This is a genomic window from Streptomyces sp. NPDC016562 (genome assembly GCF_043076955.1).
GTDB lineage: Bacteria > Actinomycetota > Actinomycetes > Streptomycetales > Streptomycetaceae > Streptomyces.
Genome location: NZ_JBIBRZ010000001.1, coordinates 1501791 through 1522460 on the forward strand (window position 1 = coordinate 1501791; position 20670 = coordinate 1522460).

Consider the following 20670-nt stretch of genomic DNA (forward strand, 5'->3'; position numbering starts at 1 on the left):
CTCCCGGGGCGCCGGCCTTTCCCCGCCGGGGAACACTGCGTCGTCGCGGTCCTGGATGCGGCCCTGGACGAGGTCCCGGACCCCGTCCTAGATGAAGCCGAGGGCCGCGGCGCCGCCGAAGCCGCCCAGCAGGACGAACACGGGCATGAGGACCTTGAGCTCCACCCAGCTGCCGGCGCGGAACCGCATCATCTTCGGCGGACCGATCGGGTACCAGCGCTTGCCGGCGATCGGGAGGGGCCACAGCACGGGGCAGCCCGAGACGGTCAGCGCGTCGCCGATGTCGTGGACCAGCGCACCGAGCACGATCGGCAGGCCGAGCCAGAGGTATTCCTGGCCCGGGCCCGTGAACAGCCAGTTCGCGCCGTTTCCGGGCTGGTCGAGCACCCCGGCCAGGATCCAGGCACTGGTGGCGCCCAGCAGCCACACCAGGACGTCGCTGGACATCCGGGCGGCCCGCCACAGGAGCCCTTCGACGGCCAGCACCAGGTGCACGAAGAGCAGGCCGAGGACCCCCCAGCGGTCGGCGGTGGCCGCGATCGCGGAGGCACCGCCGCCGATCAGCACGGCCCAGAGCCAGGTGTGCGTCAGGGTGCGGTGGCCGCCGGTGCGGCGGGCGTCCTTCTTGGACCGGGTGCTCTTGTAGACGGCGTAGGAGATCTTGTCGACCACCTCGCACAAGCCCCTGGAGAGCGGTCCGAAGGCGCGCGAGATCGTCGCCGACTTGTGGTCGAGGTCGGGGGCGAGGGCCGCCCCGGCGCAGATCAGCGCTCCGACGACGAGGACCGGCCACGGCATGGGGTGCCCGGCGGCCGCGGTGGCCGCGCCCACCCCCAGCCAGGCCGCAGCCCCGGACAGTGAGTGCGCCGGACCCATCATGGTCGTTCCCCGCCCCGGTTCGTGTGTGCTCGGGCCCGGTCGACGCTTTCGTCCGGGCCTCATCGACGGCACAGCGTACAGTCGATGATCTTCCTTCCGTCCGCCGGTTCCCTGATCCGGGGGTAAGCCAGGCAAGATGGGGGGTGTGACCCTCATTGATCAGCTCCCGCCGAACGCCGACCCCGACGCCCTCTTCGAGGCTTTCTCCTCGTGGGCGCAGGACCAGGGCATCACCCTGTACCCGGCTCAGGAGGAGGCGCTGATCGAGGTCGTCTCCGGGGCGAACGTGATCCTTTCCACTCCGACCGGCTCCGGCAAGAGCCTCGTCGCGGCCGGAGCGCACTTCACCGCCCTGGCCCAGGACAAGGTCACCTTCTACACCGCCCCCATCAAGGCGCTCGTGTCGGAGAAGTTCTTCGACCTGTGCAAGCTCTTCGGCACGGAGAACGTCGGCATGCTCACCGGCGACGCCTCCGTGAACGCGGACGCACCGGTGATCTGCTGCACCGCCGAGGTACTGGCCTCCATCGCCCTGCGCGACGGCAAGCACGCCGACATCGGCCAGGTCGTGATGGACGAGTTCCACTTCTATGCCGAGCCGGACCGCGGCTGGGCCTGGCAGATCCCGCTGCTGGAACTGCCGCAGGCGCAGTTCATCCTGATGTCCGCGACCCTCGGCGACATGAAGCGCTTCGAGGAGGACCTCACCCGGCGCACCGGCCGGCCCACCTCGATGGTCCGCTCCGCGACCCGGCCCGTACCGCTGTCGTACGAGTACGTGACCACGCCGATCACCGACACGATCACCGAGCTGCTGGAGACGCGGCAGGCCCCCGTCTACATCGTGCACTTCACCCAGGCCCAGGCGGTCGAGCGGGCGCAGTCGCTCATGAGCATCAACATGTGCACCCGCGAGGAGAAGGACAAGATCGCCGAACTCATCGGCAACTTCCGCTTCACCACCAAGTTCGGCCAGAACCTCTCCCGCTACGTCCGCCACGGCATCGGCGTGCACCACGCCGGCATGCTGCCCAAGTACCGGCGCCTGGTCGAGAAGCTCGCGCAGGCCGGTCTGCTGAAGGTGATCTGCGGTACCGACACGCTCGGCGTCGGTGTCAACGTCCCGATCCGCACGGTGCTGTTCACCGCCCTCACCAAGTACGACGGCAACCGGGTCCGGACGCTGCGCGCCCGCGAGTTCCACCAGATCGCCGGCCGGGCCGGCCGCGCCGGCTTCGACACGGCGGGCTATGTGGTCGCGCAGGCCCCCGAGCACGTCATCGAGAACGAGAAGGCGCTGGCCAAGGCGGGCGACGACCCGAAGAAGCGCCGCAAGGTGGTGCGCAAGAAGGCTCCCGAGGGCTTCGTCGCCTGGTCGGACACCACCTTCGAGAAGCTCATCGCCGCCGACCCGGAGGCGCTGACCTCGCGCTTCAAGGTCACCAACATCATGCTGCTGTCGGTCATCGCCCGGCCGGGCGACGCCTTCCAGGCGATGCGCCACCTCCTCGAGGACAACCACGAGCCCCGCAAGGCCCAGCTGCGGCACATCCGCCGCGCCATCGCGATCTACCGCTCGCTGCTGGACGGCGGTGTCGTGGAGAAGCTCGACACCCCGGACGCGGAGGGCCGCACCATCCGGCTCACCGTCGACCTCCAGCAGGACTTCGCGCTCAACCAGCCGTTGTCCACCTTCGCGCTCGCCTCCTTCGACCTGCTGGACCCGGAGTCGCCCTCCTACGCCCTGGACATGGTCTCGGTCGTGGAGTCCACGCTGGACGACCCGCGCCAGATCCTGGCCGCCCAGCAGAACAAGGAACGCGGCATCGCGGTCGGGCAGATGAAGGCCGACGGGATCGAGTACGAGGAGCGGATGGAGCGGCTCCAGGACGTCACCTATCCCAAGCCGCTGGAAGAGCTGCTCTTCCACGCCTACGACGTGTACGCCAAGAGCCACCCGTGGGTGCGCGACCACCCGGTCTCCCCGAAGTCGATCATCCGCGACATGTACGAACGCGCGATGACCTTCACCGAGTTCACCTCCTTCTACGAGCTGGCCCGCACCGAGGGCATCGTGCTGCGCTACCTCGCGAGCGCGTTCAAGGCCCTGGACCACACCATCCCCGACGACCTCAAGTCCGAGGATCTCCAGGACCTGATCGCCTGGCTCGGCGAGCTGGTCCGCCAGGTCGACTCCAGCCTCCTGGACGAGTGGGAGCAGCTGGCGAACCCGGAGGTGGAGACGGCGGAGCAGGCCCAGGAGAAGGCCGACCAGGTCAAGCCGGTCACCGCGAACTCCCGCGCCTTCCGTGTCCTGGTGCGCAACGCCATGTTCCGCCGGGTGGAGCTGGCCGCCCTCGACCACGTCAACGTGCTGGGCGAGCTGGACGCCGAGTCCGGATGGGACGCCGACGCCTGGGGCGAAGCCATGGACGGGTACTGGGACGAGTACGACGACCTGGGCACCGGCCCCGACGCGCGCGGCCCGAAGCTGCTCCAGATCGAGGAGGACCCGGCGCACGGCCTGTGGCGCGTCCGCCAGACCTTCGCGGACCCGAACGGGGACCATGGCTGGGGCATCAGCGCCGAGGTCGACCTCGCGGCCTCCGACGAGGAGGGCCGGGCCGTCATCCGGGTCACCTCGGTCGGCGAGCTCGGCGCCCTCTGACCCCCTCCGGCATCCCGCCGGACCGCCGGCACCGCCCGGACCGCCCCGACCGCAAGCACCGCCCGGACCCGACAGTGGAGATCCTCTGATGACGAACCCCGCCGAGAGACTGGTCGATCTGCTCGATCTGGAGCAGATCGAGGTGAACATCTTCCGTGGCGCCAGCCCGCAGGAGTCCCTCCAGCGGGTCTTCGGCGGCCAGGTCGCCGGCCAGGCGCTGGTGGCCGCGGGCCGCACCGTCGAGAGCGACCGCCCGGTCCACTCGCTGCACGCGTACTTCCTGCGCCCCGGCATCCCGGGGGTGCCGATCGTGTACCAGGTGGAGCGGGTGCGCGACGGGCGGTCCTTCACCACGCGCCGGGTCACCGCGGTCCAGCAGGGCAAGACGATCTTCAATCTCACCGCCTCCTTCCATCATCCGGAGGAGGGCAGCATCGAGCACCAGCTGCCTCCTCACCACGTCCCTCACCCGGACACGCTCCCCAAGGTCGCGGACGAGATCCGCGAACACCTCGGGGCGCTGCCGGAGGCGCTGGAGCGGATGGCCCGCCGCCAGGCCTTCGACATCCGATATGTGAACCGGCTCCGCTGGACCCCCGAGGAGCTCAAGGGCGCCGATCCGCGCAGCGCGGTGTGGATGCGCGCCGTCGGCCCGCTGGGCGACGACCCGCTCGTGCACACCTGCGCCCTCACCTACGCCAGTGACATGACCCTCCTCGATGCCGTGCGCATCCCCGTGGAGCCGTTGTGGGGCATGCGCGGTTTCGACATGGCCTCGCTGGACCACGCGATGTGGTTCCACCGGCCGTTCCGCGCCGACGAGTGGTTCCTCTACGACCAGGAGTCACCCATCGCGCACGGCGGCCGCGGGCTGGCCCGGGGCCGCATCTACGACCTTGAGGGCAGGCTCCTGGTCTCCGTGGTCCAGGAGGGCCTCTTCCGCCCGTACGCCGCCAAGCAGTCCCGGTAGTCCCACCTCCCGGCAATTCCGGTAATCCGAGCAGGCCCAGCAGGCCCAGCAGGCCCAGCAGCAGTAGTCCCAGCAGTCCGAGCCCGTCCCGAAGAACTGAGCACACCCATGGCCACCCCCGCTCTCCCCTGCCCCTGCGGGCTGCCCGCCGCCTACCCGCAGTGCTGCGGCCGCTTCCACTCCGGTGCGCAGCAGGCACCCACCGCCGAGCTGCTGATGCGCTCACGCTTCAGCGCCTTCGCCGTCGGCGACACGGCCTACCTGATGCGCTCCTGGCACTCCTCGACCCGCCCAGCCCACCTCGACCTGGATCCCGGTCAGCGCTGGGAGCGGCTGGAGATCCTCGCCACCGAGCGCGGCGGGATGTTCGAGACGGAGGGCTCGGTGGAGTTCCGCGCCCACTACCGCGAGGGCCGGCACAGCGGCTCGCTGCACGAGCACAGCGCCTTCTCCCGCGAGGGCGGGGCCTGGGTCTACGTCGGCCCCCTCTCCCCCGTCGACTTCGACTGACCGCGCGCCCCCGCCAAGGCGAAGTCCAGGCCGGTGCGGTACCAGTGGACCTCCTCCGGCGGCCCCGCCTTGAGCAGCCGCAGCGCCACCGCAGCGGCTGCCGGGGCCTGCGGATGTCCGTACGGCGGGGGTGGGGCGAGCGCGGCCAGGACGATCCGCTCCGCGGGATCGGGCACGGCTTCGCGCAGTTCGTCGTCCGGGAGCACCGCGGCCAGTACCGCCGCGCGCTCCCAGGGGTCGGCGGTCCGTCTCAGCAGCAGCGCGACGTGCCGCCCGCGCCACTGCCGAGGGCGCAGATCCTCTTTGGCCGCCATCAGTTCGCGGTCCGCCGGTGGTGCGACGCCGCTCAGCATCCCCGGCTCCCGCGCGGCGAAGCCCCGTAGCTCCGCGGCCAGGTAGAGCCACACCACGGCCCGGTAGCGGTTGATCCGGTAGCCGACCGGCGTGAGGTGCCCGCAGCGCGCGAGCCGCGTGAACCGGCTCGGGACGACGCCCAGCACCTCCGCCGCCTCTGCTCCGGCCACCGTCTCGACCCGCTCGCGCAGCGCGTCCGGCCAGCCCTCGGCCCCCCTGAGCCGCTCCAGCTCGGCCCGCGCGTAGCGCGCGGCGCCACCGGCCGCGGGTGGCCCGGTCCGCACGAGCCCAAGCTGGACGGCCCTCGCGAACCCGCTCCGGCTCAGCCCCAGTTCGCCGGCGGCCTGTACCGCGCCCACCAGGACGTCCGCCGCCCCGTCCCCCTCCGCGCGCACGACCGTGTCGTCCCGCAGAGCGGTACCCATCTCCCTCATGACGTCTCCCCCACACGAGCAGTGATTACTCTGTGTGAAGACCGTAACTCAGCGCGACGACAGCCCGCAGGGCCTGTGGATAACTTCGCGCAAGCTCCCGTACCGACTCGGCCTCAGCCCGGCCTCAGCCCCCGGTGATGCGCCGCTCCGCGACGCCCAAGTGCTCGCCGACCCGGTTGACCAGCAGCGTCATCTCGTACGCCACCTGGCCGATGTCCGCCTCGGAGGCACTGAGCACGCACAGACAGCTGCCCGCCCCCGCCGCCATGACGAAGAGCACCCCTTCGTCGTACTCGACCATCGTCTGGCGGACCTCTCCGGCCCTGAAGTGCCGTCCCGACCCCTTCGCCAGGCTCTGCAGACCGGCCGCGACGGCCGCCAGGTGCTCCGCGTCCTCCCGTGCCAGACCCGCGCTCGCACCCGTCACCAGGCCGTCGTTGGACAGCACCACCGCATGCCTGACCTGCTGGACCCTGCGCGTCAGGTCGTCCAGCAGCCAGTCCAGTTGCTTGTCCAGTGCCATGGTCAGCCCCTCCCCGTCGACGCCGCCTGCGTGGCCGCGCCCCACCCCTCGTACTCGTCCCGCAAGCCTTCCCCACCAGTGCCTTTCCGGCAAGGAGGACGTCCCCATCGCGCAGAAGATGACTCAAGAGGAATGACGGGCCGCGTCCCGTCCCCGCGACCCCCGCCGGGGGCCGCTCACACGGAATCCGCCTGCGGCTCCACCGAGTCCAGCAGCCGGGCGGTGTGCACGCGCCCGGCGTACTCGACCAGCCTGATCAGCACTTCCTTCCCCGAGTCCTTGTCCCGCGCGTCGCACAGCACCACCGGCGTCCCCTGGTCGAGGTCCAGCGCCCGCGAGACGTCGTGCGCCCCGTACCGCCGCGCGTCCGTGAAGCAGTTGACGGCCACCACGAAGGGGATGCGCCGGTGCTCGAAGTAGTCCACCGCCGGGAAGCAGTCCTCCAGCCTCCGCGTGTCGGCGAGCACCACCGCACCGAGCGCGCCCTGCGCGAGCTCGTCCCACAGGAACCAGAAACGGTCCTGCCCGGGCGTGCCGAACAGGTACAGCGACAGCCCCGACCGGATGGTGATCCGCCCGAAGTCCATCGCCACCGTCGTGGTCGTCTTCCGTTCCACCCCGCCCGTGTCGTCGACCAGTTCGCCCGCCTCGCTGAGCAGTTCCTCCGTCCGCAGCGGACGGATCTCGCTCACCGCGCCCACCAGCGTGGTCTTGCCGACCCCGAAGCCGCCCGCCACGAGGATCTTCAGCGCGAGCGCGGCCAGTTCGGGGTCCTCCCCCGAACCAGGGTCCACGTCCGGAGCCGGTCCGTCGTCATGCAGTCCCATCACAACGCTCGCAATCCCTCGATGACTTCACGCAAAATCCGCTCGTCCGGCAGGTGCGCGGGCGGCACCGGCCGGCTGACCTTGACGTGCCCGCCCTCCAGCAGGTCCCCGAGGAGCACCCGAACCACCCCCACGGGCAGGTCGGCGTCCGCGGCGAGTTCCGCTACCGACTGCCTCTCGGACCGGCAGAGCCCGAGCAGGGCCCGGTGTTCGGGGCCGAGCAGCGACTCGGCCGCCTCGTCCGTGCCCTCGGGGTCCACCACGACCAGCGCGATCAGGTCGAAGCGGACCCCGTGGGGACCTGGCTTCGTACGCCCGCCCGTCATGGCGTACGGGCGGACGAGCGGGCCCGCGTCGGCGTCGTACCACTGGCCGTTCATGTGCTCGGCCGCCGCCCTCAGCCGGCGGCCGGCGGCCGCGCCGCGAACCGGGGCGGGGTGTAGAGGTGCTCGCCGACCCGCTTCACCAGCCGGGCCATCTCATAGGCGATCAGCCCGATGTCGGCGCTGGCGGCGCTGAGCACGGCCAGGCAGGAGCCGTCTCCGGCGGCCGCGACGAAGAGGAACCCCTCGTCCATCTCGACCATCGTCTGGCGCACGCCCCCGGCGTGGAAGTGCCGGCCCGCGCCCTTGGCAAGGCTGTGGAAGCCGGAGGCCACCGCCGCCAGGTGCTCGGCGTCCTCCCGGCCGAGCCCGCTGGAGGCGCCGACCGCCAGCCCGTCGTTGGAGAGGACCACGGCATGGCGGACCTCGCGGACCCGCAGCACCAGGTCGTCCAGCAGCCAGTCCAGTTCGCCGGACCTGCGGACGCCGTCGAGGCCGATCCTCTGATGTTCGATCATCACACTTCTCCTTCACTGCCTGTGTGGGGGGAGTTGTCCTGGGCGCCGCGGACCCAGCCGGCGCGGTAGGCCGTCAGCCGGTCCCTGGCCTCCTCCGGGCTGCGGCCCGAGAGGTCCCCGGGGAGGCCGGCGACAGCCGGGTCGACCGGGGCGGGCGCCTCGCGGAGCTGCGGGACGAGGCTGGCCTGGCGCACCCGGCGCGGCAGTTCCGTCACCGAGGCGGCGGGAACCGCGGCCATCTCGGTACGGGTCCCCGCGCCACCGGGGGCGCGTGGCCGCAGCGAAGCCACCGGGGCGGGGCGCGGCTCCTCGGCTGCGGAGGCCCGTTCGGGGGCCGGGAGGTCACCCGGGTCCCGTCCTGCGGCCGAGGCGCGCGCGTCCTCCCGTACGACGGACATGGCGGGCTGCTGCTCCGGGGTCGCGGCCGGGGTGGGGGCGGGGGACGCCGGTTCGGGCGCGGTAGCGGAGACGGGGACGGACCCACATGCGGCGGCCGTGAGGGCGCCCTGGAGCACGGAGTTCGGCAGGAGCACGACCGCCGTGGTGCCGCCGTAGGGAGAGGTGCGCAGGTGCACCTTGACTCCGTGACGGCCCGCGAGACGGCTGACCACGAAGAGCCCGAGCCGGTCGCTGTCGAAGAGGTCGAGCGCCTCGGACTGCTCGATGCGCCGGTTGGCGTCGCTCAGGGAGGCGCGGCCCATGCCGAGACCGCGGTCCTCGACCTCCAGGACGTAGCCGGCTCCCACGGGTTCTCCGCTGACCCGCACCTTGGTGTGCGGCGGCGAGAACTGCGTCGCGTTCTCGATGAGCTCGGCGAGCAGGTGGGTGAGGTCGGCTACGGCTCCCCCGACCACGGCGGCTTCCGCGAGCTGGCGGACCTCCACCCGCGCGTAGTCCTCGATCTCGGATACGGCGGCCCGTACGACGTTGGTGAGGGGCACCGGCATCCGCCAGGCCCGGCCCGGAGCGGCGCCCGACAGGATGATCAGACTTTCGGCGTGCCGGCGCATGCGGGTGGTCAGGTGGTCGAGCCGGAAGAGATCGCCGAGCTCGTTCGGGTCGTCGGCGCGCCGTTCCATCGAGTCGAGCAGGGTGAGCTGCTTGTGCACGAGGACCTGGCTGCGGCGGGCGAGGTTGACGAAGACGCCGGAGACCCCGCTGGCGAGTTCCGCCCGCTCGACCGCGGCGCTGAGCGCCGCCCGGTGGACGGTGCCGAGCGCCTCACCGACCTGCGTGATCTCGTCCTCGGCGGGAGGCCCGGACGGGGTTTCGGCGGTGACGTCGACGTCCTGGCCGGCGCGCAGGCGCTCCATGGCCCGCGGCAGTTTGCGGTGGGCGATCTCCAGGGCGGTGTTGCGCAGCGCGACGAGTTCCACGACCAGGGCGCGGCCGATGCGGACGGAGATGACGAGCGAGGCCGCGACGGCTGCCAGACCCAGCACCACGGCGGCTCCGGCCGGGCTGAGCGCGCCCTCGGCGACCGGGTCGGCCCGGTGGGCGGCCGCGGCGTGCGCGGCCTGTTCGATGTCCCGCATGGACGCGGCGACGCCGGTGTGGGCCGCTTCCCATCCGGCGGGCGCCCCGCGGGCCTCCCGGGCCGTACCGGCGGCCAGCGCCCGGTCCTCGGCGCCGGTGAGGTCGGCGTAGGCGGCGCTCTTGGCCACGGACTGCCAGGCGGCCTGCTGGGCGGCGGGGAGGTCGCGGGCCGCGGTGTCGGTGAGCGCGCGGCGGGTCTCGACGGTGCCGGTCAGCAGCCGAAGCGTTTCGGCGCTGCGCGGGCCCGGCAGGGCGAGCAGCGCGTCCTCGCGGGACAGCAGCTCGGCGGCGCGGGCGAATTCGTGCAGGACGCGGGCGTCGGGGCCGAGTTCGGCGTCCTCGCCGCCGGTCACGGAGCCGAGCACGGCGAGGGCGGAGTCGACCACGCCGGTGTAGATGGCATAGGCGGCCTCGGCGGTGGCGCGGCGGTCGGTGATGTCCTTGCGGGCCGGGCCCAGTGCTTCGGCGTTGGCGACGAACGCGCTCAGGCGGACCACGGTGTCGGAGCGGTAGTCGCCGGAGTCGGCGACGGTGTGGCGGTCGCCGAGGCGCAGCCGCTGGACGGCGGTGTCGGTGCGGCGGGCCTGCGGGGCGAGGGCGCCCGGGTCGGCGGCGGGGTCGGCGAGGAGCCGGACGGCGGCGCGCCGTTCGGCCTGGAGCTCGCTGACGGCGGCGGCGACGGGGGTGCGTATCTCGGCGTCGGCCTGGTGGACGCGGCTGAGCCGGGCGATGTCCTGGGCGGTGCTGACGGTGGCGAAGGCCCAGAGGGCGAGGAGCGAAACGACCGGGACCATCAGGAGCGAGACGATCTTCGCGCGGACGGTGGCGGGGCGCAGGCGCAGCCGGGGGCGGGGGGCGGGGCCGGGGCTGGGCTCGGGTGAGGCGGTCGGGGGTGGCTGGTGAGGTTGGTGCGATGGGTGCGATGGGTGCGGCGCCGGTTCCTCGGCCGGCGGCCCGGCGTGGGCCCGGCGGCCGCGTGCCGGGGGCGCGGGCCGCCGCGGCGCCGCTGCTTCCGGTTTTCTGCGGGGTGTGCGCATGGGCTCCTCGTTCCGGGGTGGTACGTACGAACGGACGCGGCGGGGCGGTGCAGTTCGTGCGCGGGGCGGTGTGCGGTACGGTCCGTTGCAGTGCGGGGGGGACGGTGCGTGGAGGGCGGGTCGGTGTGCGCGGCGCCGTGGGACCGGCGGGATCAGTGGGCGGGCACCGGGCCCTCCCCCAGATGCCGGGCGGCGGAAGCGGAGGCGGCACGTTCGTCCGCCGTCGGTGAGAGGGCGACGAAGGCGGCGGTGATGAACAGGTACGAGCCCAGTCCGACGGCGAGCGGGAAGATGAACTGCAGGGACGTGGCGCCGGGCAGGGGCGTGTTCGAGGGGCTCACGCTGACGGCGACGGCCGTCATCCCCGTGTAGTGCATGCTGCTGACGGCTGCGCCCATGACGAGCGAGGCGACGGCGACGGCCACCGGTGACTTGATGTTGAGCGCGGCCCACAGGGCGGCGGTGGCCGCCACGACGGCGATGGCGACGGAGAGCCCGACGGTGAGGGGGTCGTACGAGACTTCACCGTGCAGGCGCAGGGCCGCCATGCCCAGGTAGTGCATGCTGGCGACACCGAGTCCGGTGGTGAGGCCGCCCAGTACCAGCGAGCGGCTGCGGTCCTTCCCGTAGCCGACGGCGAAGACTCCGGCGCCGACGACCAGCATGGCGACGAGCAGGCTGAGGACGGTGAGCGGCACGTTGTAGTGGATCTCGGTGCCGGTGACCTCGAAGCCGAGCATGGCGACGAAGTGCATCGTCCAGATGCCGGTGCCGACGGCGGAGGCCGCGGTGAGGAGCCAGTTGCGGCGCGAGCTTCCGGTCGCGGCGAGCGCGCGGACGGTGCAGCGCAGCCCGAGGGCGGCGCCGGTCGATGCCATCACGTATGACAGCACGGGTGTCAGCCAGCCGTAGGCGGCGTGGTCCAGATGTCCCAGGTGTTCCATGGCCACCGGACGCTAGTCCGGGTGAGGGCGCGAACAGGGGGCGCATTTCGAAAGCCGCTGTAAGTGCTGAAATATGACAGAGATACGTTCATGTTTCGATCGCACCGCATGCCACCTTGCGCACCGTCGGCGGGCACGCGGGCAGGCACTGGAGCAGGCACCGTCGGCATTCGGACGGGCCCTCGGGCGGGCGTCCGTGGGGGATCATGGGCCGCATGAGCGAAGACCACACGCACGTGCAGGAGTTCTTCGGGGCGCGCGCCGCCGACTGGGACCGCAAGTTCCCCGAGGACGGGCCCGCCTTCGCCGCCGCCGTGGCCGAATTCAGGCTGCGGCCCGGGGACCGCGTGCTCGACGCGGGCTGCGGCACCGGTCGTGCCCTGCTGGCGCTACGGGCCGCCGTCGGGCCCACGGGGCTCGTGCTGGGCGCCGACCTCACGCCGCAGATGCTGACCGCCGCGCAGCAGGCCGGGCGCGGCGCGCAGGCCGCCCTTCTGCTCGCCGACGTGACCCGGCTGCCGCTGCGCGACGAGGTGCTCGACGCGGTGTTCGCGTCGGGCCTGATCGCCCACCTGCCCGAGCCAGCGGCGAACCTGCGCGAGCTCGCCCGGGTCGTCCGCCCCGGCGGCCGGCTCGCCCTCTTTCACCCGATCGGGCGAGCGGCCCTGGCCGCGCGCCACGGCCGCGAGCTGACCTCCGGGGACCTGCGCGCCGAGCACAACCTCGGCCCGCTGCTCGCTGGTTCGGGCTGGGACCTGACCTCGTACAGCGACGAGGACGACCGCTTCCTGGCGCTGGCCCTGCGTCGCCCGTGACCTACGGCCGTACGCCGGCTCCGCACCCGGAATCCGTGGGGCCCGGGCTGCGGGCGCCCGGGGTCCGGGTCCGGGCCCGGGTCCGGGCCCGGGCCCGGGTCCGGGGAGGCCGCCGGGATCAGGGAATGCTGCCGCGATCAGGCCGGCGGCTGTGCGTCGGCTCCGGCGGGCCGGCGGGGATGCGGCACGGGGCAGCCACCCGCGCCCGGCACGGGGAACGTGCCGAGCTCGCCCACGTCGTACCCGCCCCGGTAGCCCTTGATCTCCGGGTTCTGGCGGGCGTAGTGCGGGGCCTTGCGCGGCGGCAGCAGGCGCACGGCGCGCCCCCGCAGCCGCAGGGCGCCCCGGACCAGCCGCTGGATCCCGGGGTGCGGGGCCCCGAACCGGAAGGCGCCCAGCAGCGACTCGTCCAGGAGGGCCTTGCTGGCGCCGCGTACGGCGGGGGCGAGCGGCGCCGGGTACCAGGAGGCCATCAGGTCGAGGGTGGCGTCGGCGACCCGGCGGCCGCCTTCGTCCCAGCCGAAGTGAGCCTCCTCGTAGGCGTCCAGGGTGGCTTCGAACTCCTCGTAGGAGCCCGGGATGTCCGTGATGCCCAGGTGGCGGCCGAGGGTGGCGTAGTAGTTCGCGCAGGCCCGGCGCTCGTGTGGGGTCAGCGCACGCCATCCGTAGGCGTCCAGCCAGCGCGCGGGAATCACCACGAACGTGCACAGGACGTAGCGCATGTCCTCGTTGGAGATGGCGTAACTGCGGTGCATCTGGTTGACGCGGCGGATCGCGGTGCGGGCGGTGTCGCTCGCGAAGCCGTGCTCGACGACGGCGTCGAGGAGCAGCGCGGTGTCGTCGTAGCGCTTCTGCGTCCGGTCGGTGAACTCGGCGGTCTCGGCCAGCAGGCCCCCGATGCTCGGGACGGCGTAGGTCCGGAACAGGGCGAGCTCCAGGGCGCGGGCGAAGTCCCAGGGAAACTCGTACGTCGCGGTGAGCCGGTAGATGGCGAGGAAGTCCTTGTCGGGGTCCAGACGGAGGATGTCCCTCAGCCGGTCGTAACGCTGCACCGGGTACACCTTTCTGTGGTGGGGCCCCAACTCTACGTGCAGGTAGTGGGCTTGGAAATCGTCACCCGCAGGCTCTCGACGGGCGGGTTACCCGCTGGTTAAGGTGCGCCGACGAGAGAGCTACCGGGAGGCCAGGTGTCCGACGACGAGGGTGGCGGCTCGCTGTACGTGCTGACCGCCGTGCTGCTGACCCCCGCGCAGTTCCCGAGCATCCTGGGCGACGACTTCCCCGAGGCCTGCTCCCTGCTGGGTGTGGCGCCGAACCGGGAGGGGTACGGGCTGGTGCTCGGCCAGGACGAGGAGGGCGCGCGCTGGACGGTCGTCGTGGACGACGTCTCGCTCGTGGCCACGGCCATCGCCTCCTGGGACTGCGGGATGGAATACGACTTGTCCCCCGACGAGCGGACGATCGTGGTCTCGCTGGCGGGCTGGCCGCTGGAACTGTCGGTGGCCGCGCCGGGGATCCCGGAGCCGCACGATCCCGAGCAGGGGGCGGACGGCACGGGGCGGGTGCCGCTGGCGCCGCCCTCGGCGGACGCCTGGGGTCCGGTCCAGCGGCGGATGGGCGCGGACCAGATCGCGCGGGAGTGGGCCGACTGGCGCGGGCGGGTGGCCACCGACGGGGGCGCGGCGGCCGCCGCGCACCCCGGGCTGGCGCGGGCGCGGGAGGAGGCCCTGGCGTACACGCGGACCCCGCCGCCGCTCGGCCGGGTGCGCTCGTCCTTCGCCGGCGAGGGGAGCCGGACGCTGCGGGTGGACGGCCCGGGCTGGTCGCTGGTGGCCCGTACCGGCGAGGCGGCCTTCGTCCTGCTGGACGAGGAGCCGAGCGAGGTGCTGGCGGTCCCCCACGAGGGGGATCCGGACCTGCCGGAGCTGCTGGCGGCGCTGGACCGCGTCGCGGTCCGCCCGGCTTGAGGACGCACGGCGGCGCGCCCGGCGACACGCGCCGGCGCGTCACAGGCGGAGACGCGAGGGAGACGTGATGGTGGTGGAGTCGCAACCCGTGGGCGTGGTCGTGGGCGGCCGCGCCGAAGTGGCCGACGACGACTGGGGCCGGGAGGAGGCGGTGATCCGCTTGGACGCCCGCCGGTTCGGTCCACAGGCGCTGTTCGGCCTGGAGGACTTCTCGCACGTCGAGGTGATCTACCACTTCGACCGGGTGCCGGTGGAGAAGATCGAGACCGGCGCGCGGCACCCCAGGGGCAACCCGGACTGGCCGCTGGTCGGAATCTTCGCCCAGCGCGGCAAGAACCGGCCGAACCGGCTGGGCGTCTCGCGGTGCCGGGTGGTGAAGGTGGACGGACTGGACGTCCACGTGGAGGGTCTCGACGCGGTGGACGGCACACCGGTGCTCGATTTGAAGCCATACATGGTCGAATTCGGGCCACGCGGCGTATTGCGTCAGCCGCCATGGTCGACGACCTTGATGCGCGACTACTACTGAGCGGTTAGGCGGGGCCCGGTGCCCGGGTCCCGCCGACCCCGCCCCCCATGTCGAAAAGAACCGGCCACAGGTGCCGGAAATCGCTCTGGATCCCCTCCCTCCGGAATGATCGAATCGGCCAGTCACGCGGCTCAAAGGGTGCGTTCCTCGCCCCCTTCGGCCCAGTATCACGACGGAGGCCCTTCTTGAATTCCATGTCCTACCTGGACCTGCACCGGGAAGTCTCACAGGACATCGACGCGGAGATCGAAACCGCCCTGGAGCGACTCGGTCCGTCGGCACGCATCACCAGGAACTCAGTGGCCAGGCTTTTGGAGCACCGCAAACTGAGACATCCCCTCTCGGTGCTGCCGCTGCTGACGCACGCCATCGAAACGGGACATCCACGGCCCGCCATTCCCCTGTCCGCCGTGCACCTGCTGTGGTGGACTTCGGCCTGCTATCTCGATGACCTGGCAGACGCCGACGGCGCATCCATCTCCGGCAGCCTCAGTGAGAACGAGGCGCTGCTGGCCTCCGTCATCACCGGGAACGCGCTCCCCATACAGATCATCCTGTCGCAGAAGCTCCCGGAGCCGGCGCGCAGCGCGCTCATATCCGAGATACTCAACGGCTGGATCATCGGCGTGGACGGCCAGATAGCCGACATGCGGGGAGACATGGTCAGCGCCTCGCGGAAATCGGTCGTGGAGACGTATCGCGGCAAATCCGGCGCCCCCTTCGGAATGATCACGGCAATGGCCGCGATATTCTCCGGCGCCACCCCCGAAAGGGTGGAACTGTGGCGTGAATTCGGCTATGTCTTCGGCATCCTCTGGCAGATCTTCAACGACCAGGAAGACATCGTGTCCGGTCGCGACGAGGACCTGCTCAACGGCACGGTGACATATCTCCTCGCCTCCGTCCTCGAGGACGCCTCTCCCGAGTTCAGGGACCACATGCTGGGCCTGTGCGCCAGCGCCGGCCGCTCACATCAGGCCAGGACGGAACTGGCGGGCCTGCTGCGGACCCCCGCCGCCCTCGACCGGTACCGCGCGGAGATCGACGGCTTCCGCGAGGAGGCCCACGGCATCCTGGGCCGGCTGGGCGGCGACGAGTTCTACATACAGGTGCTCGGCCAGCTCGTGGACCACGCGTCGCAGATGCTGCTGGAGAGCGACCTCACCCCGGCCGCGGCCGCCAAGGCCGCCTGACCGCCCCTCCCGCGGACGCGCGTGTGCGGGGCGCCGACGGCGCCCGCTGCCCCGCCCGGCTGCCCGGCACCTGCAGCCGGGCGGTGGGCGCCCCGCACCCGCACCCTCAGCTGTCGGTCGCGCTGGGCACCGCGAGCGGATCCCGCGGGGCCTTTTCCTTCTCGGCCTGGAGGCGCTCGCCGAGCTCGGTGAGCCGGTTGCGCCCCATCGCCTTGCGGACGTCCGGGAACCACTCCTGCTCTTCTTCCTCCACGTGGTGGCGCACGTTCTCCATCAGGACGCTCATCTTGGCCTTGAACCGCTCGTCGGAGGGGTCCATGCGCTTGAGCTCGGAGAGCATCCACACCACGGCATGGTGTTCCTCAATGCTTTCGAGGATGTGATCGGTGGTGTCGGGGGCGGCCTCGCGGGCGGCGGGGTAGAAGACCTGCTCCTCGATCCAGGCGTGCACGGTCAGCTCTTCGATCACCTCGTCGACGATCGCCCGCCGCTCGCTGAGATCTTCGTCGCCGGTCTTCTCGAACCGTTTGAACAGCTTCTCGACTGTCTTGTGGTCCTCGCGCAGCAGCACGATCGCGTCCATGTCCGTCTCCTCCTCCATGGTGTTGCGCGGCCCCGGCGTCGGCCGGGCACCCACGCCACGATCGCGCCGCGGGCGCCGAACACCCCTCCTTCGCCCCCGGACACGCAGGAGACCGCCCACCCGGACCAGCGCCCGGCGGAGCGGCCTCCGCGTCAGCGGTCGTCACGCATGTCGTCCAGGTCCTCCTCACCCAGGTCGTGCATCACGTCGCGCATCGTCGCGTCCTCCCGGCCCCGCTCATGCGTCACCTCCTCGGGACGGCGCGGCCGGCCCCCGGTCTTCAACTGATCGGCCTCCGGCGGCCGCCCACGAATCTGCTCCTCGCGCCCCTTACCCGGCGTCTGCCGCTTGTCCTGCATGCCACCGCCCTGCCCGTCGGCGCCCATGACGGCTCACACTCCTCGGGTCGCCCTTCTCCCGTCATCCCGCAGCTGTCCCCTCCCACACCCCCCAAACGTGCCCCCACCGGTAACCACCGCACCCACCGAGCGGCCCATTTCGGGCTGGCCCGCAGGGGGCAGACGTGTGCCGCAGCGGCGGCTGGCGAGGGTGGTGAGGTGATCACCCTGACCCGCCACCGACGTACTGAGCAACCGGCGCGTCAGCGAGCGCATGGCGAGAAAGCCTGCTTGGACGACGCAGTGACGGGATTCGCCACCGGCGACGAGTGCGTCCTGAACGAGGAGTCGCCGGACCCGGCATCGGCGCCTCCATCGGTCTGCCGGGCCTGCCGCACCCGGGAGTGGAGACGGGACTCGGTGTGCTCCGGCCGACGCTCGCGCGGGCCGCGGGCAGGGCGGCGGACGCGGTCATCAGCTGGATGACCCCGACCGGCTACGTCCGCGACACCCTGCTGCCCGCCATGGCGAAGGGCGCGAACGCCCGATGCCCCGCATGGTCACCGTCGCGCACGCCGCCGTCGACCGCCCCGGACGCCACGCCTACCGGCCCGGCTTCGCGGCGGCCCACGTCCACCTCGCCGGGCCGCACTACTGCGACGTGCTGCGCCGCGCCGGCCTTCGCGTCCACCACAGCCGCCCGGGCCTCGGCACCCGCGCCCTCGTCGACTCCGGAGTCCTCCCCTACGGCATGCCCCGGAGCGTCGCCGCACGGCTGGCCGAATACGGTCCGGCCGCGGTGGATGAAGTTGTCGTCAACATCGCGGGAGTGTATTCCGAGCATGGCCGACCGGACGCCGTAGGGGACCTCCAGGACATCCTCGCGGCCTGCCGGGAGGCGACGTACTGACCCCTGAACGGGTGCGAGAGACCGGGGCACGACCGCGTGCCGCCCTCCCGCACGCGGTGAGGAGAGGCAAGACGGTGCCCGACGACATCGCCCGATGGCTGAACGAGCACGCCCACCCCTTGAGCACCCTGACACCCGGCGCGCCGGTGGAGGACCTGAAACCCCTGGGCGAGGCACTTCGGGGGACGCGGATCGTCGGCCTGGGGGAATCGACCCACGGCACGGGCGAGTTCTTCCGGCTGAAGCACCGCATCGTGGAGTTCCTGGTCCGTGAGGAGGGGTTCACCACCCTCGCCATGGAGGCCAGCCAGTCCGCCGCCCGCGCGCTCGACGCGTACGTCCGGTACGGCACGGGCTCGCCCGAACGGCTCGTCGCCAGGCTGGGCTTCTGGACATGGCGCACCCGCGAGATGGTCGACCTCGTCGAGTGGCTGCGCGCCCACAACCGCGATCTACCGGAAGGGCGCCGGGTCCGCTTCGTCGGAACCGACCCTCAGCTCTGCGCCGACTCGGTGGAGGCCGTCGCCGCCTTTCTGCGCCGCACGGCGCCAGATCAGGCCGGGCGCGTGGACGCCTTGGACGTACTGGCGCGGGCGCGGCCGGGCTCGCTTCCCGATCCCGACAAGGCCCTGTTGCGGCGCGCCGAGGAGATCGCCCACCTCGTCGCGGACCACGTCGAGCGGTCGGGTCCCGGCGACGACGAGGCCGACGCCGACGAGGCGCTGGAACACGCGCGGATCCTGGTCCGCGCCGCCGATCTGGTGACCCGGCCCTTCGAGGCCCCGGCCGACGAGGACGGCGTGTACGCCGCCCGTGACCGCTACATGGCCGAGGCCGTCGCACGGCTCGTGGACGACGACCCCGAGGCGCGCGTCATGGTCTGGGCGCACAACGGACACATCACGAAGGGCACTTACGGGGACCGGGTGCCGGCCCTCGGCAGCAGACTCCGCGAACGGTACGGCGCCGCCTACTACGCGCTGGCCCTCCTCTTCGGCAAGGGCTCCTTCCTGGCCCGCCGCGGCAACGACCTTCAGAGCCCGCCGGTCCCCCACCGCATCGGCACCGGCCTGCGCTCCCTGGAGGCCAGACTCACGCACGCCGTACCGGGCGACTACTACGCGGACCTCCGCGCCGCGGGCTCCCCCGCCGACGCCGGGTCCTGGCTGCGCGCCCCGTACGCTCAGCGCAGCTTCGGCGCCAACGTCCAAGGGTTGCTCTACCGCTTGAACACTGCCCCGATCGTCCCGGCCGAGGACTACGACGGCATCGCGTTCGTGGCACGCTCGACCTGCTCCCACCTGCTGCCCCCAGCGGAGGACTGAGGCCCTCTCACGGCCACAGGTCGAGCGCGGCGTTCAGGGTGAGCTGCCACATCGGTTCGGCGCCTGTGCCGAATGCCGCGGCGAGCCCGTACCCCACGGACGCGTCATAGGGGTCCCGGGCGCGGGCGCGCTCGGACTCGCCCGCCGCCTCCCAGTCGACCGACACGTGCCCGTCGCCGCTCGATGTGAAGACGCCGAGCAGCCGCTCGTCCCGCGTCAGCCGACTGGTGCCGAGGGAGTTCGGAACCAGCAGGTAGCGGCACTCCCGCGCCCCTGAGACGACCTCGACCCGGTACGAGCGCCGGGTGAGGAATCCCTTGGAGGGCCGCAGGGCCTCCTCCGCACCGTCGACGAGCAGAGTGAGGCGCTCGGGGTCGCGCGTCCCGATCGGCACATGGCTCTCCGGGACGGTGTGCGGGGCCCGCCGGATCTCGACCGGCGGCAGAACGTCCCCGCTCACGCGCAGCGTCCCGGCCTCGTGGTCGAGTTCGATCCGGACCCAGCCGAAGAGCGGATCGTCAGCGGGCACGTACGCGTACGGATTCATCGAGACCCTTGCCTCCTGCTCATCCTGGTGATCGTCTTCCCCCAGTCTCGTCCGGACGCGGAGGACCGTTCCCTTTCCGGCCAGAGGCGGGCCGGTAGCGTCCAGGACATCAGCCACCAGCTTTTCGGTGATGCCTACGCCGGCACGGACCACGTGCAAACACGCTGACGGATCCGTACTCGCCATTCGCCTCCGGCTTGGCGGGCGACCGGGCCCAGGTTAGTTGCCCGGCCTGCGGCCGGGAGCGGGCTACGCCCCGGACGCCGGCCGCGAAGTTTCATAACTCTCCGTGACGTACGGTTACGGTAGGGCGCCAGTGGATCGTCTTGGATCACTGTCGTCGGAAGGTCGTCGTTGCTTCGTCTCAGCGCGCTTGCCGCCACTGTGGCCCTCTTCCTCTGCGGTGCTCCCGCACAGGCTGCGGACGGGCCTGAGGAAGTGACCGTGATGTCGAACGAGCAGTACGAGGAGATGCTCAGGGGTCGGGGGTGGCCCATCGCGCCGCGTGAGGCGGCGATGCATGAGGGCTGGGTGGCCGTCGCCTCGGCGGCCCTGGGCTGCCGGGGTGAAGTTCAACAGCAAGGGCCAGCGGGGGAACGTCGTACCGAGCCCCGTCGGTGACGACGGCGCTGTCTGTGGTCAGCTCACGCTCATCCCGCGTTCCGGCCAGACACCCCGCTCCGTGTGCAGCGCGTTGAGTTTCCGCGAGGCTTTCAGGAACGTGTGGTCGATTTGGGCATCGTGGACCGTCGAGGTGCGGGATGTCTTGTCCATGGTCAGTCGTCGCTTGAGGTTGTCGGGGGCGTCCCCGAATTGGTATTCCACGAGTTCTTCGGTCTCCGCGATTTTCCGGAAGTAGGCGATTGCGGCCATTTGCCCTTCCTTTCCCCTTTCCCTGCGACGTTTTCGCGGCTCGTCCAGCGTGCCGTAGTCAGGTCAG

General features: G+C 71.9%; 22 protein-coding genes. 9 read left to right on the forward strand and 13 right to left on the reverse strand.

Annotated elements, in window-relative coordinates:
• Nucleotides 1–87: 87 nt before the first annotated feature.
• On the reverse strand, nucleotides 88–879 hold the full coding sequence (locus tag ACF059_RS06945; protein WP_361943243.1) for a metal-dependent hydrolase: 792 nt from the start codon (nucleotides 877–879) through the stop codon (nucleotides 88–90).
• 145 nt (nucleotides 880–1024) lie between these two features.
• On the opposite strand from ACF059_RS06945, the gene ACF059_RS06950 reads away from it, so the two are divergent.
• The 3 genes from ACF059_RS06950 to ACF059_RS06960 all read left to right on the forward strand — a co-directional run bounded on the left by ACF059_RS06950 (nucleotide 1025) and on the right by ACF059_RS06960 (nucleotide 5027).
• Nucleotides 1025–3547 carry a DUF3516 domain-containing protein gene (locus ACF059_RS06950; RefSeq protein ID WP_360895718.1) on the forward strand — a complete coding sequence of 841 codons (2523 nt, stop codon included), beginning with the start codon at nucleotides 1025–1027 and terminating at the stop codon, nucleotides 3545–3547.
• Between the two features lie 88 nt (nucleotides 3548–3635).
• A complete protein-coding gene (locus ACF059_RS06955) occupies nucleotides 3636–4517 on the forward strand; it encodes an acyl-CoA thioesterase II (RefSeq protein WP_366868620.1) in 882 nt (293 codons plus the stop codon).
• Nucleotides 4518–4625: 108 nt separating this feature from the next.
• Nucleotides 4626–5027: a YchJ family protein gene (locus tag ACF059_RS06960; protein WP_392052429.1), complete on the forward strand. Its 402-nt coding sequence runs from the start codon at nucleotides 4626–4628 to the stop codon at nucleotides 5025–5027.
• Here ACF059_RS06960 and ACF059_RS06965 read toward each other — a convergent pair.
• From ACF059_RS06965 to ACF059_RS06995, 7 genes are all read right to left on the reverse strand, one after another.
• On the reverse strand, nucleotides 4991–5815 hold the full coding sequence (locus ACF059_RS06965) for a DUF6397 family protein (protein WP_392052432.1): 825 nt from the start codon (nucleotides 5813–5815) through the stop codon (nucleotides 4991–4993). The genes ACF059_RS06960 and ACF059_RS06965 overlap by 37 nt on opposite strands.
• 124 nt (nucleotides 5816–5939) lie before the next feature.
• On the reverse strand, nucleotides 5940–6338 hold the full coding sequence (locus ACF059_RS06970) for a roadblock/LC7 domain-containing protein (protein WP_328924404.1): 399 nt from the start codon (nucleotides 6336–6338) through the stop codon (nucleotides 5940–5942).
• 176 nt (nucleotides 6339–6514) lie between these two features.
• Nucleotides 6515–7165: an ATP/GTP-binding protein gene (locus tag ACF059_RS06975; RefSeq protein WP_361943229.1), complete on the reverse strand. Its 651-nt coding sequence runs from the start codon at nucleotides 7163–7165 to the stop codon at nucleotides 6515–6517.
• Nucleotides 7165–7545 carry a DUF742 domain-containing protein gene (locus tag ACF059_RS06980; RefSeq protein ID WP_392052436.1) on the reverse strand — a complete coding sequence of 127 codons (381 nt, stop codon included), beginning with the start codon at nucleotides 7543–7545 and terminating at the stop codon, nucleotides 7165–7167. The genes ACF059_RS06975 and ACF059_RS06980 overlap by 1 nt, the downstream gene beginning before the upstream one ends.
• Before the next feature lie 17 nt (nucleotides 7546–7562).
• Entirely contained in the window at nucleotides 7563–8006 is a 444-nt protein-coding gene (locus ACF059_RS06985; protein WP_392052439.1) for a roadblock/LC7 domain-containing protein, read from the reverse strand.
• Nucleotides 8006–10579 (reverse strand): nitrate- and nitrite sensing domain-containing protein, encoded by a 2574-nt coding sequence (locus ACF059_RS06990; protein ID WP_392052442.1) that lies wholly within the window; start codon nucleotides 10577–10579, stop codon nucleotides 8006–8008. The genes ACF059_RS06985 and ACF059_RS06990 overlap by 1 nt, the downstream gene beginning before the upstream one ends.
• A gap of 152 nt (nucleotides 10580–10731) precedes the next feature.
• Nucleotides 10732–11514 (reverse strand): MHYT domain-containing protein, encoded by a 783-nt coding sequence (locus ACF059_RS06995; RefSeq protein WP_392053120.1) that lies wholly within the window; start codon nucleotides 11512–11514, stop codon nucleotides 10732–10734.
• Nucleotides 11515–11729: 215 nt separating this feature from the next.
• Here ACF059_RS06995 and ACF059_RS07000 point away from each other — a divergent pair, with 215 nt between their 5' ends.
• Entirely contained in the window at nucleotides 11730–12338 is a 609-nt protein-coding gene (locus ACF059_RS07000) for a methyltransferase domain-containing protein (RefSeq protein ID WP_392052445.1), read from the forward strand.
• A gap of 137 nt (nucleotides 12339–12475) precedes the next feature.
• On the opposite strand, the gene ACF059_RS07005 is transcribed toward ACF059_RS07000, so the two are convergent.
• Nucleotides 12476–13390, reverse strand: coding sequence for an oxygenase MpaB family protein (locus tag ACF059_RS07005; RefSeq protein WP_392052447.1), 915 nt, complete (start codon nucleotides 13388–13390; stop codon nucleotides 12476–12478).
• 135 nt (nucleotides 13391–13525) lie between these two features.
• Between ACF059_RS07005 and ACF059_RS07010 the strand changes: the two genes are divergently transcribed.
• The 3 genes from ACF059_RS07010 to ACF059_RS07020 all read left to right on the forward strand — a co-directional run bounded on the left by ACF059_RS07010 (nucleotide 13526) and on the right by ACF059_RS07020 (nucleotide 16027).
• On the forward strand, nucleotides 13526–14305 hold the full coding sequence (locus tag ACF059_RS07010) for a hypothetical protein (protein WP_366868614.1): 780 nt from the start codon (nucleotides 13526–13528) through the stop codon (nucleotides 14303–14305).
• Nucleotides 14306–14372: 67 nt separating this feature from the next.
• A complete protein-coding gene (locus ACF059_RS07015) occupies nucleotides 14373–14834 on the forward strand; it encodes an SAM-dependent methyltransferase (RefSeq protein WP_366868613.1) in 462 nt (153 codons plus the stop codon).
• 194 nt (nucleotides 14835–15028) lie between these two features.
• The gene (locus tag ACF059_RS07020) at nucleotides 15029–16027 is read left to right on the forward strand and encodes a polyprenyl synthetase family protein (RefSeq protein ID WP_392052449.1); all 999 of its coding nucleotides are present in this window, start codon (nucleotides 15029–15031) and stop codon (nucleotides 16025–16027) included.
• A 106-nt stretch (nucleotides 16028–16133) separates the two neighbouring features.
• On the opposite strand, the gene ACF059_RS07025 is transcribed toward ACF059_RS07020, so the two are convergent.
• Complete coding sequence (locus ACF059_RS07025; RefSeq protein WP_392052452.1) at nucleotides 16134–16610, reverse strand: hemerythrin domain-containing protein; 477 nt, start codon at nucleotides 16608–16610, stop codon at nucleotides 16134–16136.
• Nucleotides 16611–16762: 152 nt separating this feature from the next.
• Complete coding sequence (locus tag ACF059_RS07030; RefSeq protein WP_392052455.1) at nucleotides 16763–16996, reverse strand: hypothetical protein; 234 nt, start codon at nucleotides 16994–16996, stop codon at nucleotides 16763–16765.
• Nucleotides 16997–17495: 499 nt separating this feature from the next.
• On the opposite strand from ACF059_RS07030, the gene ACF059_RS07035 reads away from it, so the two are divergent.
• Both ACF059_RS07035 and ACF059_RS07040 read left to right on the forward strand, forming a co-directional pair.
• Nucleotides 17496–17858, forward strand: a complete 363-nt coding sequence (locus tag ACF059_RS07035; RefSeq protein ID WP_392052458.1) for a hypothetical protein — start codon at nucleotides 17496–17498, stop codon at nucleotides 17856–17858.
• A 74-nt stretch (nucleotides 17859–17932) separates the two neighbouring features.
• Complete coding sequence (locus ACF059_RS07040) at nucleotides 17933–19183, forward strand: erythromycin esterase family protein (RefSeq protein WP_392052461.1); 1251 nt, start codon at nucleotides 17933–17935, stop codon at nucleotides 19181–19183.
• Between the two features lie 7 nt (nucleotides 19184–19190).
• Here the strand turns inward: ACF059_RS07040 and ACF059_RS07045 are convergent, their stop codons facing one another.
• Nucleotides 19191–19730: a hypothetical protein gene (locus tag ACF059_RS07045; protein ID WP_392052464.1), complete on the reverse strand. Its 540-nt coding sequence runs from the start codon at nucleotides 19728–19730 to the stop codon at nucleotides 19191–19193.
• 639 nt (nucleotides 19731–20369) lie between these two features.
• On the reverse strand, nucleotides 20370–20603 hold the full coding sequence (locus ACF059_RS07050) for a hypothetical protein (RefSeq protein ID WP_392052467.1): 234 nt from the start codon (nucleotides 20601–20603) through the stop codon (nucleotides 20370–20372).
• Nucleotides 20604–20670: the final 67 nt, after the last annotated feature.

What these genes read in the sequence shown, in the direction of transcription:
- ACF059_RS06945 (WP_361943243.1), bottom strand. Translation starts at nt 879, where the DNA reads ATGATGGGTCCGGCGCACTCACTGTCCGGGGCTGCGGCCTGGCTGGGG.
- ACF059_RS06955 (WP_366868620.1), top strand. Translation starts at nt 3,636, where the DNA reads ATGACGAACCCCGCCGAGAGACTGGTCGATCTGCTCGATCTGGAGCAG.
- ACF059_RS06960 (WP_392052429.1), top strand. Translation starts at nt 4,626, where the DNA reads ATGGCCACCCCCGCTCTCCCCTGCCCCTGCGGGCTGCCCGCCGCCTAC.
- ACF059_RS06965 (WP_392052432.1), bottom strand. Translation starts at nt 5,815, where the DNA reads ATGAGGGAGATGGGTACCGCTCTGCGGGACGACACGGTCGTGCGCGCG.
- ACF059_RS06970 (WP_328924404.1), bottom strand. Translation starts at nt 6,338, where the DNA reads ATGGCACTGGACAAGCAACTGGACTGGCTGCTGGACGACCTGACGCGC.
- ACF059_RS06975 (WP_361943229.1), bottom strand. Translation starts at nt 7,165, where the DNA reads ATGGGACTGCATGACGACGGACCGGCTCCGGACGTGGACCCTGGTTCG.
- ACF059_RS06980 (WP_392052436.1), bottom strand. Translation starts at nt 7,545, where the DNA reads ATGAACGGCCAGTGGTACGACGCCGACGCGGGCCCGCTCGTCCGCCCG.
- ACF059_RS06985 (WP_392052439.1), bottom strand. Translation starts at nt 8,006, where the DNA reads ATGATCGAACATCAGAGGATCGGCCTCGACGGCGTCCGCAGGTCCGGC.
- ACF059_RS06990 (WP_392052442.1), bottom strand. Translation starts at nt 10,579, where the DNA reads ATGCGCACACCCCGCAGAAAACCGGAAGCAGCGGCGCCGCGGCGGCCC.
- ACF059_RS07000 (WP_392052445.1), top strand. Translation starts at nt 11,730, where the DNA reads ATGGGCCGCATGAGCGAAGACCACACGCACGTGCAGGAGTTCTTCGGG.
- ACF059_RS07015 (WP_366868613.1), top strand. Translation starts at nt 14,373, where the DNA reads ATGGTGGTGGAGTCGCAACCCGTGGGCGTGGTCGTGGGCGGCCGCGCC.
- ACF059_RS07020 (WP_392052449.1), top strand. Translation starts at nt 15,029, where the DNA reads ATGTCCTACCTGGACCTGCACCGGGAAGTCTCACAGGACATCGACGCG.
- ACF059_RS07025 (WP_392052452.1), bottom strand. Translation starts at nt 16,610, where the DNA reads ATGGACGCGATCGTGCTGCTGCGCGAGGACCACAAGACAGTCGAGAAG.
- ACF059_RS07030 (WP_392052455.1), bottom strand. Translation starts at nt 16,996, where the DNA reads ATGGGCGCCGACGGGCAGGGCGGTGGCATGCAGGACAAGCGGCAGACG.
- ACF059_RS07035 (WP_392052458.1), top strand. Translation starts at nt 17,496, where the DNA reads ATGCCCCGCATGGTCACCGTCGCGCACGCCGCCGTCGACCGCCCCGGA.
- ACF059_RS07045 (WP_392052464.1), bottom strand. Translation starts at nt 19,730, where the DNA reads ATGAATCCGTACGCGTACGTGCCCGCTGACGATCCGCTCTTCGGCTGG.
- ACF059_RS07050 (WP_392052467.1), bottom strand. Translation starts at nt 20,603, where the DNA reads ATGGCCGCAATCGCCTACTTCCGGAAAATCGCGGAGACCGAAGAACTC.